Annotated in this window: 9 protein-coding genes, 2 tRNA genes and 1 riboswitch; of the genes, 5 read left to right on the top strand and 6 right to left on the bottom strand. The window is 33.1% G+C overall.

The window, feature by feature from the left end:
* Positions 1 to 35 precede the first annotated feature (35 nt).
* Positions 36 to 141: riboswitch (SAM-I-IV-variant riboswitch) on the bottom strand.
* Positions 142 to 277: 136 nt separating this feature from the next.
* Entirely contained in the window at positions 278 to 775 is a 498-nt protein-coding gene (locus ACMHJ2_RS10905) for a hypothetical protein (RefSeq protein ID WP_413512886.1), read from the top strand.
* 164 nt (positions 776 to 939) lie between these two features.
* Here the strand turns inward: ACMHJ2_RS10905 and ACMHJ2_RS10900 are convergent, their stop codons facing one another.
* The gene (locus ACMHJ2_RS10900; RefSeq protein WP_413512885.1) at positions 940 to 2,001 is read right to left on the bottom strand and encodes a GNAT family N-acetyltransferase; all 1,062 of its coding nucleotides are present in this window, start codon (positions 1,999 to 2,001) and stop codon (positions 940 to 942) included.
* Between the two features lie 97 nt (positions 2,002 to 2,098).
* Positions 2,099 to 2,626 (bottom strand): GNAT family N-acetyltransferase, encoded by a 528-nt coding sequence (locus tag ACMHJ2_RS10895; RefSeq protein WP_413512884.1) that lies wholly within the window; start codon positions 2,624 to 2,626, stop codon positions 2,099 to 2,101.
* Positions 2,627 to 2,950: 324 nt separating this feature from the next.
* On the opposite strand from ACMHJ2_RS10895, the gene ACMHJ2_RS10890 reads away from it, so the two are divergent.
* The 4 genes from ACMHJ2_RS10890 (at position 2,951) to ACMHJ2_RS10875 (ending at position 5,056) form a co-directional block, all read left to right on the top strand.
* Positions 2,951 to 3,034 (top strand) — tRNA-Ser (locus ACMHJ2_RS10890).
* A gap of 6 nt (positions 3,035 to 3,040) precedes the next feature.
* Positions 3,041 to 3,115: transfer RNA gene (locus ACMHJ2_RS10885), tRNA-Pro, on the top strand.
* Between the two features lie 299 nt (positions 3,116 to 3,414).
* A complete protein-coding gene (locus ACMHJ2_RS10880) occupies positions 3,415 to 4,677 on the top strand; it encodes a site-specific integrase (protein ID WP_413512883.1) in 1,263 nt (420 codons plus the stop codon).
* Positions 4,678 to 4,789: 112 nt separating this feature from the next.
* Complete coding sequence (locus ACMHJ2_RS10875) at positions 4,790 to 5,056, top strand: helix-turn-helix domain-containing protein (RefSeq protein ID WP_413512882.1); 267 nt, start codon at positions 4,790 to 4,792, stop codon at positions 5,054 to 5,056.
* A gap of 395 nt (positions 5,057 to 5,451) precedes the next feature.
* Here the strand turns inward: ACMHJ2_RS10875 and ACMHJ2_RS10870 are convergent, their stop codons facing one another.
* Genes ACMHJ2_RS10870 through ACMHJ2_RS10855 form a run of 4 tightly spaced genes read right to left on the bottom strand, consistent with a single transcriptional unit; the run spans position 5,452 to position 12,756 of the window.
* Positions 5,452 to 8,475: a type I restriction endonuclease subunit R gene (locus ACMHJ2_RS10870; RefSeq protein ID WP_413512881.1), complete on the bottom strand. Its 3,024-nt coding sequence runs from the start codon at positions 8,473 to 8,475 to the stop codon at positions 5,452 to 5,454.
* Positions 8,476 to 8,489: 14 nt separating this feature from the next.
* Positions 8,490 to 9,305: a DUF3226 domain-containing protein gene (locus ACMHJ2_RS10865; RefSeq protein ID WP_413512880.1), complete on the bottom strand. Its 816-nt coding sequence runs from the start codon at positions 9,303 to 9,305 to the stop codon at positions 8,490 to 8,492.
* Between the two features lies 1 nt (position 9,306).
* Positions 9,307 to 11,430, bottom strand: a complete 2,124-nt coding sequence (locus ACMHJ2_RS10860) for an AAA family ATPase (protein WP_413512879.1) — start codon at positions 11,428 to 11,430, stop codon at positions 9,307 to 9,309.
* 12 nt (positions 11,431 to 11,442) lie between these two features.
* Entirely contained in the window at positions 11,443 to 12,756 is a 1,314-nt protein-coding gene (locus tag ACMHJ2_RS10855; RefSeq protein WP_413512878.1) for a restriction endonuclease subunit S, read from the bottom strand.
* Between the last annotated feature and the right edge of the window lie 2 nt (positions 12,757 to 12,758).

Below are 12,758 nucleotides of genomic sequence, written 5' to 3'. Positions count from 1 at the left end.
AAAAAAGATAGTACCAAAAACATACCTAAGTGGGTATATTCAACATTTTTTCCATGACTGGCTTATCGATTGCAGCACCTTGCTTGTTGTTGCAGGTTGCTATTTTTCTACTTGTTTTTAGAAAAATTCCTGATAATAAGTTACAAATATATACTATCTATTTAAAATTGGCAACAAAAATTAGTTTTAAAATGATTTTATTCATTTGTATAAATCTCTTTTTAAATGCTGTAAGATTCTTTAATTTTGTGGGCTTAAATAAAAATAAAATAGGAAAATGAGAAAATTACTGCTTTCAGTTGGATTGGTTACTTTAGTTGCTACGACGTCATTCGCACAAAAAGCGCCTAAAAATGCCATTGGGTTGCGTTTTGGTGGGAATTCTGGCTTAGGTACAGAAATATCTTATCAAAGAGATTTAACCCGCAACAATCGTTTAGAACTAAATCTTGGTTTTAGAGATAATGACAATTACAATGCTACAAAAGTAACTGGATTATACGAATGGGTATGGAATATTGAAGGTAACTTTGATTGGTATGTGGGTGCTGGTGCTGCTGTTGGAAATTACAGCTACAAATACAACGATCGCCTTGGTAGAAGATACAAAGACAATGGTACTTTTGGTTTGCTGACTGGTACAGTAGGTATTGAATATACGTTCGACATTCCGTTGCAAATTGCGCTTGATGCACGTCCTGAGCTATACTTAAACAATTCGTATCGCGATGGTTTATACATCGATTTTGGCGTAGCTGTACGTTATAAATTCTAATTTATTTTTTCTCTTTTCTCTTAATAACGATATATAAAAATAGCGAGACAGTGCTAAACAGGTCTCGCTTTTTTTTAATTTTTAGTGTTTGTTACAAGCGACTTCTATTTCATTTTTACTTGTGTAAAATACCAAGCTAAAAAGAATTCTATTGGCTGTATAACTTATTTTTTACTTGCCGTATTTAATGTATATCGCAGCATCTCTCTGTATTGATTTTTGAGTGGTGTAGGTTCAAGAATGAGTTCTTTTTCAAATTGGAATCCTCTCTTTTCACAAAGCGCTATACTCTTCTGGTTTTCTTTTTCAACGCTATAAATAATTTGTTGGGTTGGAATACTTGCTTCAATGATACTAACCGCCTGATTTAACAAGGCCAGACCATATCCTTTTCCTTGTTGATTCTCACTTACCCACAACCCTATTTCGACAGAATATTGATTGATATCATTGAGGGTTAAGCAACCGATAAAATCCTGGGTTTCGCTTTCAAAAGCCATCAAAACTAAACAGGTTCCCTGTTGCATTTCAAGCTGAGATTGTCGGATGTATTCCTTTACTAATACGGGATGCGCAAAAGAATCAATACTCAAATACCGACCGATAGCGGGTGTAAAGTACTTTTGTAGTATTTCTGCATCCTTAGGCTCAATTTTGCGCAAAATAAGTGCTTGCCCTTCCCATTGTTGATTTGCTGGAAATACAGTTCTCTCTTGGGGTTCTAGCATATCAATAATCATGCATATCTCTTGCATCATTCCCTTTTGAATCAAATTCAAAGTAGTCACTTTGCTGATTGCTTCTCTCGAATCGAGTAAACGATGTACTAAATGAAACCAAATTTGTTTTCCTATTTCTCTTTCGCCCAATTCTTGAACGCTAGTTTCAGAAAACTCCTGCATTACTTGTTGCGCATCAAGTGGTTCTTCTTCCCGATAGCTATTCCAATATTTTCCCATTTTTTGTAGGATAACCACCAACAAACGCAGTTGCACCTCTAGTTCAATGGGAGATTTAGGTAGAGGGAAATCCGCAAGTAGAGTTTGAAGTATACAAGGATAAACCAAGGATAGCTCCTCTCTTTGCTCTAATTCTACTAATAAACTAGACCAATTACTTTCTCCTTTTGTAATAGCAGCAAATAGCTGAGCAACTTCTCTTTCTGAATCAGATAAAAAAGGAAGATTCAAAATAGAATTAAGGTTATAAATAGGCGTATTCATCATCGTTTTTACGGGTTTTAAACGCAAAAAAGTTCAACTAAATTCCGAGAATTAAACTGAACTTTTTTGAACTGGACTTTATTTAAACGTCCTATTATTCTTATACAGGCACTTTTCTATATTGGAGCATATCCAATATTTTTTCTTCACTTATATTTCGAATAAAAGTACTGTGGTAGCTATACCCTAACTTCTCGGCTATATGAATACTGCCGTGGTTGTTCTTTTCTACATTGTAAATTAAATAATCAACGGGAATTTGATCAAAAACAAATTGCTCTAAAGCTTTAATAATTTCTGTCCCATATCCTTTTCCACTTGCACTTTCTTTAAGCCAAATTCCCAATGAGATTGACTCCTCACAAATATCGTGAATACCACAGCATCCGATAAATTCACCCGTATTGCGATCAGTCGCTAACAAAGTAATATCTTTTTGTTGTTCTAATTGACCTAAACTATACGCAACAAATCCAAAAGTATCTTCTTTTTTACCTGTAGGTATAAAGGGTAAGAACTTAGCAACTGTTGGGGTTAACTCATTAAAAATAGCATCTACGTATTGGTCATTTACGATAATAAACTTCAATCGATCACTTGAAAAGCTTAATGTTGCATCAAATTTCATAAACTGTACGGGTATTTATAGGCAAGTTGTTTTTTTTGTTTGCCTTCGCTCTTTTGGGGTACAAAGATACAAGATAATTTAAAAGTAAAAACCTCAATTTCTCCTCAAAATAGAGACTTCTTCCTTAGGATTAGATTTAAAATGAACTTCCACTCCCAAAATTAGTTTTTTTCTCTTCTTCTTTTTTTTCTTATCCCCCTCATACTTAATGCAGTAAAAAAAACTACAGTTATATCTTCTATTTTCATTTCAAATTTATTTGCATAAAATAAAAAGTAATGGTATGTTTGCTCCAGTAAAAACAAAGGATTCCTGAGTTTTTAAGGAGAGGTGCCGGAGTGGTAACGGAGCAGATTGCTAATCTGTCGACTGGTAACGGTCGCCAGGGTTCGAGTCCCTGTCTCTCCGCTTTTTCGGGGTGTAGCGTAGCCCGGTCATCGCGCCTGGTTTGGGACCAGGAGGTCGCAGGTTCGAATCCTGCCACCCCGACTTTTTCGGCATCAGAATGTGCCTAAATCCGTAAGTACCAATTACTTACGGATTTTTTTATTTTTAAATATATCATAATAATCCATTGTAAATCAATCTAAATGTGAGCTATTAGGTGAGCTATTTTTAAAAGGTAAATTAGCTCACCGAATCGAGTTTAACTAATTGTATTTCAATAAATTAAATACAATTTATTTTAGTTTAATTCAGTGCTTTTTGGTCTTGTTTGAGTACTATTCAGGTGAGTAGTTTTTTAAAACCATATCAAAACAGTTCGGTTAACATTAAAATAGATTGATATGAAAACAAAAAACACATTTGGAATACACTTCATTATACGTGTTTCTAATTCAAACAAAACAGTTCCATCCCTTATATACGCAAGGATAACGGTAAATGGACAACGAACAGAAATTTCTTTAAAACTAAAAATATCCCCTACTTCTTGGGATAACATTAAAGGAAAAGCAAAAGGAAAAAGTGAGGACACAGTTCGAATCAATGCACATATTGAGCGAGTACGTTCCCTCATTACAGATGCCTATCATCAATTAGTTCAACAAAAAAGAGTTGTCTCTATTGGAGCTGTTAAAAACATCTTTCTTGGACATGATGATACTGAATCATCACTTTTAAAGCTTATAGACTATCACAGAGAGATTGCTACAAGCAAATTAGCTTATGGTACACTAAAGAACTACTTCTCTACGGAAAAGTACCTTAAAAGCTATTTGCGTAAAGTACACAACCGAACTGACATCTATTTAAGTGAGATTAACTACAAATTTATCTTTGACTTTGAAAACTTCTTGAGAAACTGCAAACCAATTCACAAACATCAACCATTAAATAACAATGGTATTATGAAACACATTGAAAGGTTTAAAAAGTTAATCAACTTAGCTATCACCATGGAATGGATGGAGAAAGATCCCTTTACCAAATATAAACTTCAATTTGAGAAGACAGAAAGAGGACACCTAACTAAATCTGAACTTGAAATCCTTGTAAACAAAAATTTTGCTATTGAAAGATTGCAAGCTGTTCTTGATATGTTTTTGTTTAGTTGTTATACTGGTTTAGCTTATATAGACATCTTTCACTTAGCACCTCAAAATATAGCCAAAGGAAGCGATGGAAAAGATTGGATTATATCAAGTAGAGAGAAAACTAAAATACCTGTAAGGGTTCCTCTATTACCTGAAGCTTTAGAACTAATTGAAAAATACAAGGACCATCCTATTGCTTTTGCCAAAGACAAACTGTTTCCTGTTATTAGTAACCAACGAATGAATGGTTACTTAAAAGAGATTGCTATTATCTGTGAAATAGATAAGAACTTATCTTTTCACTTAGCCAGACATACCTTTGCTACAACCATTACACTAAACAATGGTGTGCCAATTGAGTCCGTGAGTAAGATGCTTGGGCATACGGCTATTAAAACAACTCAAATCTATGCTAAGGTATTAGAACATAAACTGGGTGAAGATATGAACAACTTAAGAGAAAGAAGACTTATTCAAGAAAATCACAAGTACAACTTTGAAGAGTCAAATTAAACCTCCCAAAGACAACAGAACTAAACCAACATATACAAATTGTTATTTAGGGTTAGAACTAAGCTTATAGCAGCTTAAAACAAATCAAAACTAACCCTAAATACTATTAATTATGAAAGTAGAATTTATTACAAAAGAAGACCTTGAGATTTTTAAACAAGAGATTATTACTGAGATAAGAAGGTATAGTCCTTTTAATAGAAAAAAAGACCAAGAAATAAAACAATGGATTAAAAGCTATGAAGTAAGAAAACTTCTGGGTATTTCTCCTGGTACCTTACAAAATATGAGAATAAATGGTACCATACCATTTAAAAAGATTGGCGGATTGATGTTTTATAGGTATGAGGATATTTTAAAGATGATGGAAACGAAATGAAATAAAACACCCCAACTATTGTTTGGTAGTTGGGGTGTTTTCTTAGATAGAAAGGGATTTATCGATTTCCGTATATCTTATAAATAACGATTTTAAGTCCTTTATATTATTGTGAGACAACATAAAAAGTTGAGCTTTTAAATTTTATTAAATTTATTTTCGATCTCCTTTAAACGATTAAGTAAATCATTCCAACTTAAACTATTTCCAATGATCAGGGATATACCCTACTCCGTATGTTTTATAAATTACGGATTTCAGGCTTTTGATTCTTATGTACCACAAATCATCATAAATTATTAAGTAAATAATTTTTCAGTATATTAATTCAAAATAAAAATACTTATCATATAGAAATAATTTGTTCTAAATAATATTAGCCATTCCTTAATCAATTAAAGATCTATTACTCTTTTAATTGTATTATAAAATGCCTGATAAAACGAAGAATCTTGAGCATACAATTTGTAAAGCTCTAACTCTTGCTTTCTTTGTTGAGCCATTACATCATCGAGAATTTTTTTCAATGCTAACTCTCTATTTTGGTTATCAACATTCTGTGCCACTTTCGAATCAAAATCCGGGTGTGACTGTACAGATTTACTCAGAGAAAGGAATTTAACCCTTTGATCATCTGGTGTGGCTTCCCATCCCTGAAACCATCGCTCATTAAATCCATTAATAATAGCTTCTAATTCATCTTTTTCTTCTTCTCCGTGTGCACCTCTGGCATTAGGGTTTTGAGGGCTTAACTCTGTTTCCTCATCATCAAGAGGAATGGAAACATTAAGTTTGGTTCTTTCCAATCCATAAGTTGAGAGATCCACAGATTCCAGCAACTCATCCAATAAATCAGCTTGTGAGTCTTTAACTACCATTTTGGGAATTAAAAATTTCAGAAACCAAAAAAGCTTTTCCCAAGCCAATATTTCATAAGGTAAAATTGCTGCAACCTGTCCATAAATCTTTACAAACTGCTTTGCCTTAATTTTATAATCTGCTTTTTGTTTATCATCCAAATCCAGCTCGTCGGCAAATCTTTTAGTGGCTATATCTATAATCGGACTTAACAATTGTGCATCTGTACCTTTAAAGTATTTTTCATTAAAATCATCAACTTCCGACTGTTCATAAATTCCAGAATCGTCCAGACTGTCTTTCAACTCATGTAGTACATTAATATCCGTTGCACCACTCAGGCTGGTTGCCGTATAGAAAGGGTTAAAAGATTTTTGAATATCTTCTATAGCATTAAAGAAATCTAACACGAATAAATCCTCTGTTTTTTTGTTCAATTTATTAGCAGAGCGATTTAGTCGCGACAAAGTTTGTACTGCCAGTACACCTTGCAATTTTTTATCTACATACATTACCGAAAGTTTTGGCTGGTCAAATCCTGTCAAGTATTTGTTCGCCACTACCAGCATTCTGTATTCGTCTTCGTCAAATTTATCTTTGGTTTCACTTTCCGAAAAACCATTCATTTGCGCTTCGGTGTATTTGATGCCACCAATTTCTTTTTCACCCGAAAAGGCAATCACAATTTTAAAGGGATTTCCTCGCTTATCCAATAGCTGACTCAAAGCCTGATAGTAGCGGATAGCAGATTCGATACTTTGCGTCACTACCATTGCTTTGGCTTTACCGTTGAGCTTTTTCTGATTGACTACAGCACTGGTAAAATGATCCAACATAATTTCGGCTTTGGTACCGATGGTCTGTTGGTGTTTTTCTACATAAGCTTTCAGTTTTTTCTGAGCTTTGGAAGTATCAAACAACGGATTGTCTTCAATGGATTTCTCCAATTCATAATAACTTTTGTAAGTAGTATAATTTGCCAATACATCCAGAATAAATCCTTCTTCAATCGCCTGTTTCATTGAGTACAGATGAAAAGGTTTAAACGAACCATCTTCCTGCTTTATACCAAATTTTTCTAAAGTAGCATTTTTAGGCGTAGCAGTAAAAGCAAAATAAGAAGCATTTTGCGTCATCTTTCTTACATGCATCGCTTGAAGCATCATATCCTGATAATCTTCGCTGTCCACCTCTTCGCCTTTGTTGCCAATGGCTTCATTCAGTTTATCAGCTGATGTTCCAGATTGGGAACTGTGGGCTTCGTCAATAATTACTGCAAATTGCTTATTACTCATATCGGCAATACCATCAATGATAAATGGAAATTTCTGAATCGTGGTAATGATAATTCTTTTCCCATTTTCTAAAGCTGATTTTAAATCAGAAGACTTATATGCTGGAGCTACTATGTTTTTAACTTCAGAAAACTCTTTAATATTATCTCGCAATTGTTTATCCAATAATCTACGGTCGGTTACGACAATTACTGAATCAAACAGTGGTTGGTTGACTGATTTATTGCCTGCTGCTTCATCATTTTCAGGATAAGCTTCTATTAATTGATATGCCAGCCAAGTAATTGAATTGGATTTACCCGAACCCGCACTGTGCTGAATGAGATAGGTTTTTCCTGCTCCGTTTTGTGCTGTGTCTTTCAGCAATCTACGCACTACATCTAGCTGATGATAACGAGGAAAAAACAAAGTTTTCTTGCTCAAAGCATCATTTTTTCCTCCATCAAAACGAACAAAATGCTGAATGATATTGGCAATGCTTTCTCTCTTTAAAATATCCTGCCAAAAATAGGTGGTCTTATGACCAAACGGATTGGCTGGGTTGCCTTTACCATAATTTTCTCCCAAATTAAAAGGTAAAAAGAAAGTCTTAGCGCCATCCAGTTTGGTGGTCATGTAAATTTCATCAGTATCTATAGCAAAATGAACGATACATCTTCCAAAATTTAATAGTGGTTGCGTAATATCCCGTTTAAACTTATACTGATTAATACCATGAACTTTCGCATTCTGTCCTGTCCAATGATTTTTTAGCTCAATGGTGGAAATCGGAATACCGTTGATAAAAATCACCATATCAATTTCTTCCAACGGATTAGATGCAGAATATCTTAATTGTCTAGTTACGCTGAACTGGTTTTGCTCAAAGTTATCTTTGATCTGCTGACTACTATTTTGTAATGGTTCTACATAAAACAAGGTAAAATGTGCATCATCTACAGCTAAACCTTTACGTAACAAACGCAGAATGCCGTATTTTTTGACCAATTTATCGTAGCGATCGAGAATTTTTATTTTCCAGTCGCTTTGGCGTTTAAGTTTTTCGAGTTCGTCTTTTTGAGTGTTTTCCAAAAAATTCCAAAAACGTGCTTCGTCCAAAGCATATTTGGGATTAAAATCAGCTGGATAGCCTATTTGATATCCTTGCCCACCGTAAGCTTCGGTTGGTTCTGCTACAATTCCGTTTTTTATATCTTCGGTCGAAATGCCACAAAGTGCTTTTTCTATGGCGGTTTCGAGAGCGAGTTCGTTTGTTTGACTTTTCATAACTAATTTAGGTCTTAAATTAGAGAATTTATATATTCTACGATTTCAATGCATTTAGGGTTAGATTTAATCTTTTCATCGTTCAAATAATCAGATTTTTTTATACAAACAGTATTGGATGTACCTGATATTTGTAATTGACCCACCACGCCAATTATCGATTTATCGTTATCATATTTTTGAGCTTTGCGTGCATCGTTAAAATTCGCTTGCAAATAGGAATCTGCACTATCAAAAATTGCTTCGTTGTTTAATTTCATTAAAGGCATTAAAACATCTTCAAGCTTGCCTTTATCATTATCAGCACCAGTAAAAATATAAGTTCCCAGCTTTAATCCTGATTGATCAAAGATTTCTCTGTGATTCGTAAAAGGTGTATTTCCAACAACTTCATTGATTTCATTATTTAACTCTGAAATTCTAGCGGCAATACCTTTATCATCTGCATCTAAAAAATAAACAATTCCTAAGCTGGTATCCTCAGGTAGCGAACGAATTTCATTTTCTTTCGGAATCAACATATAAAAATCAGAAAGTAATTGTTTTCTAATTTCTTTTTTTCCGTCACCTCCCAATGCGTAAAGCAGAAAAAAAGTATCCCCCTTTTTTAAAGTTGCCCCAGGCAGTAATACCTGCCGAACGGTAATTAAATTCAAATCATCAACATTGGTTTTAGTTGCTTCGTTTTTTAATAACTGACCTATTGGTGAGGGGTAATCTTTTATTTTTAAACTATCTTTAGTTTCAAAATCGTTAAATCTTAAAATTCTTGATAAAAATTCTACATCGTGTGCGCCTTCACAAAGCAACGCTATAATTTGTGTTGCCATATTATCTAATATCAATATTTATAGTTTCCACTAATTGCTTTAATTTATTTCCTTCTAAAAATTTCGCAATTAATTTCCCTTCATTTTCTGTAATAGCATATGCCATTAATTCGTCATCTGGGTATCCATTTTCAACAAAAGCATCAATACATTCTTTACTATGTGTTGATAAGAAAACCTGAACATTAAATTTAACAGCTAAACGCTGAATGAATTCTGTAAATTTTACCAATAAATTTTTATGTATTGCACTATCTAATTCATCAATACAAATGACACCATTTTTACTATACCCCATTAACAAAGCAATCTCAAATACTCTTTGCAATCCTTCGCCATACTTTGTGATATCAGTAGCAATTTCACTATTAGAAGAACTTACCATAAAACGGCTTTCATTATCAATACTTATCATTTCAATTTTTTGGATACTTAAATCTAAATTTTCTTTAATAAATAGAATAATCTCGTCAAAGTACTTTTCTTGAATAGCTTTTGCGTGTGCACGTTTTAGTAATTGTCCATCATATCTGTATGGACTACTAAATGTTGCTTGACATAAAAATTGGCTTTTTTCATAATAAAACTCAGGATCTTTATTGTCAAACAAATGAATTGTACTTGAAAATGAATCTCCGTTTACAATAGCTTCTGAAATAACACTACTTAAATAATGACTTTTGTCTATACTTTCCTGTGTTTCTGTTTTTCTAATTAATACAGAACAAGGTGTATTATTAAAATTTGCTTCAATATTTATAAGGTCAACAAAAATTTTATTAAACCATTTTGTCGGAAATTCTTGATAAAAACGCCCTCTAAAACGTTCTAGATCAATTATTGATTTAAAACTATTTAACCTTGTGAATAAATAAAAAATTTCCAATAAAGAGGTTTTTCCTATATTATTCCCTCCGGCAAAAATGTTTACACGACCTAAATTATTAATTTCTATATCTCGTAATTTCCTGTATTCAATTATGTGAATTGAGTTAAAGTGTGAATCAACTGTATTAAAATAAATCGAATCTCCTCCTTCTTTTAATTGAATCGAAGCATTTGTGGGCAATAATTTATCTAATTTGTCCCGTAATTTTCCGACCATCATAAAATCTGATTGATCCATAAATTCACTAAACTGAAAAGCTGAGTTAACTTCCTTCTGAATAATATCCAAGGCATTTCGCAACCGCGATTCTCCTACAGCATCACTCAATACAAAACCAGAAGCAATACTTCTTGATTCCTCCATTTGTTCAACAGCTTTAGGTTCATTTATAAATTTTGAAAGCTCTCTTATTTCATGACTTTTGGTAATGATAGGTTCTTTTTTCACCTCTTGTTCATTTCCTAATTCATCTTCTTCGATATACTCTTCTTGTGAAATCCAAGAAAACAGTCGTTCTTCATTTTCGAGATTTGTAGGACGCATTTCGGCATCATTCCACTCTAACCAAGTTTTCATTTTCACATTTTTGATAACCTCTTCAAAAACAGAAAACATATTTGTTTCGAATTGATCTCCATAATCGCTCTCTTTATAACGCTCAATCAAAGAAAGTATTCTTAAACTCCGTCTAAGATTATGTTTATTGATGGCTAAAGAATTACAAATTTCTTCTTCTGAAAGATGATGCTTGATTTTTAAATCTTGAATTAATTGTGCTTGATTAACAGGACTCCATTTCTTTTTCCCACTGATATGATGCAAGCCCATTGTGATAAGATGTTGAACTGGACTTTCACCTGAAATCAACACTAATTCAACACTTTTAAAATCACTTTCGGTAAGTTTACCCACATCATTTGATCTTTTATATTGATCATACAAATATTTCAATGCAGCTGTTCTTCTATTTCCTTCAATAACCAAATAATTGCCATCAGATAACTCTTTTACTTGAATTGGGTCTAATTTTAGAATACCGTTAGCTTTAAAGCTTATAATTAAGTCGGAAATATTATCTTCATTTTTACCCAATAATAAGTTTAATGTACGTTCTTGAATACGTTTATCACTAACATTTTCTTCAGCAACAGCTACATAATCTTTATTGTCAATAAATCTATAATTATTGGGATCAAGCATCAATCTATCTATATGTCGACTTATATATTTGTCCATAATATTTTTATTTTAAAGATAATTAATTTTAACCTTTCCCGTCACCACATTATCTATCAGCACCGTTTTATACTCTTTCAGCTTTTCTATTTCCTGCTCTTTCAGCGTGATGGCTTTGGCAATTTTTTCTTCTATTGCTTCTAAGTAGGTAACGATTTGGCTTTGCTCATCAACAGGCGGTATTGGAAAAGAAAAATTATTGAAATTTTCTGTCGGAAATCTCCATCTACCTAACATTGAAACACCTTGACCATTGGCATAAAAAGCTTTATTTATATAGCATTGCTGTAATAATCTTAAGAGATAGTTATTGTCAGATTCAAAAAGTATGGATTCAAAAACTCTGTAGTCAGGGCTAATTACACCATTAAACTGAGATATATCTACCCAACCTGTAAGTAAATCCATATGATTCATAGCAAACTCTCCCTTATTACAGAACTGATAATTTGAATAATCAGCAGCTATTTGTCCTTCACCACTTGAAATATTTTTAACTTTAATCCCTTTTTGTGTTATCGAAAGAATATTATACCCTTCTCTTCCAGCAATCCTTTTTAAAATTTTAAAAACATATTTTAGTCTCCTCACCTCCCAATGTTCCGGTATTTCCCCAATCCAATCCACACCGCTGTCTTTCATTGGTACGGTAGCATCCAGACCTTTGGTTACGGCTTGCTGTATCAGGATTTGTCGGCGTTCTTTCAGCAGTTCTATTTCTTTTTGGCGGATGCCAATGGTCTGGTCTATCTTGGCGGTTTTGTCATCGAGAAATTCAGCAATGGCAGTTTGCACGGGAAACGGGGGAAGAATTACAAATGTATTTCTAAAATCATTTCTATTTAAAGTCTTACGTATTGATCCAGTACCACGAGAAGAAAAACTATTTAGAATCTTAAAATTATTTGTAAAATATTTCTTAAATGAATTATTAACTAATACATCAAACTGAAATCTTAAGACGTGATATGAAAACGATACATTTTCTAAATCTTCTTTTATAAGTGCAGACAATCCTAAATCTTCGAATGTTTCACTGCTAGGAAGAAAAATTAAATCACCCTTTTTAACTAAATTCTTTTTTCTGTTAAGTTCAGGAGTTGTCACTTCCATAAAACTCATATCAGAGTTTATTTCTCTGTTTAAATTTTTATAGATATCAGTGTAATTAATAATTTTTACTTTCGATTCATTAGGAAAACTTAATTTATCAATTCCACTTGCAGTAAAGCGTCCAAGACTTGCTAATCTTCTCACTTCCCATCCCTCCGGAATTTCGCCAATCCAATCTACACCGCTGTCTTTATAGGCTTCGTATCTTTTCATCT

Source organism: Myroides odoratus, from assembly GCF_965118575.1.
Taxonomy (GTDB): Bacteria; Bacteroidota; Bacteroidia; order Flavobacteriales; family Flavobacteriaceae; genus Flavobacterium; species Flavobacterium odoratum_B.
Note: the sequence above shows the minus strand (reverse complement) of the source record. Positions and strands in the feature narration are given on the sequence as shown.

What these genes read in the sequence shown, in the direction of transcription:
- ACMHJ2_RS10900 (WP_413512885.1), bottom strand. Translation starts at nt 2,001, where the DNA reads ATGATGAATACGCCTATTTATAACCTTAATTCTATTTTGAATCTTCCT.
- ACMHJ2_RS10905 (WP_413512886.1), top strand. Translation starts at nt 278, where the DNA reads ATGAGAAAATTACTGCTTTCAGTTGGATTGGTTACTTTAGTTGCTACG.
- ACMHJ2_RS10880 (WP_413512883.1), top strand. Translation starts at nt 3,415, where the DNA reads ATGAAAACAAAAAACACATTTGGAATACACTTCATTATACGTGTTTCT.
- ACMHJ2_RS10870 (WP_413512881.1), bottom strand. Translation starts at nt 8,475, where the DNA reads ATGAAAAGTCAAACAAACGAACTCGCTCTCGAAACCGCCATAGAAAAA.
- ACMHJ2_RS10865 (WP_413512880.1), bottom strand. Translation starts at nt 9,305, where the DNA reads ATGGCAACACAAATTATAGCGTTGCTTTGTGAAGGCGCACACGATGTA.
- ACMHJ2_RS10860 (WP_413512879.1), bottom strand. Translation starts at nt 11,430, where the DNA reads ATGGACAAATATATAAGTCGACATATAGATAGATTGATGCTTGATCCC.
- ACMHJ2_RS10855 (WP_413512878.1), bottom strand. Translation starts at nt 12,756, where the DNA reads ATGAAAAGATACGAAGCCTATAAAGACAGCGGTGTAGATTGGATTGGC.
- ACMHJ2_RS10895 (WP_413512884.1), bottom strand. Translation starts at nt 2,626, where the DNA reads ATGAAATTTGATGCAACATTAAGCTTTTCAAGTGATCGATTGAAGTTT.
- ACMHJ2_RS10875 (WP_413512882.1), top strand. Translation starts at nt 4,790, where the DNA reads ATGAAAGTAGAATTTATTACAAAAGAAGACCTTGAGATTTTTAAACAA.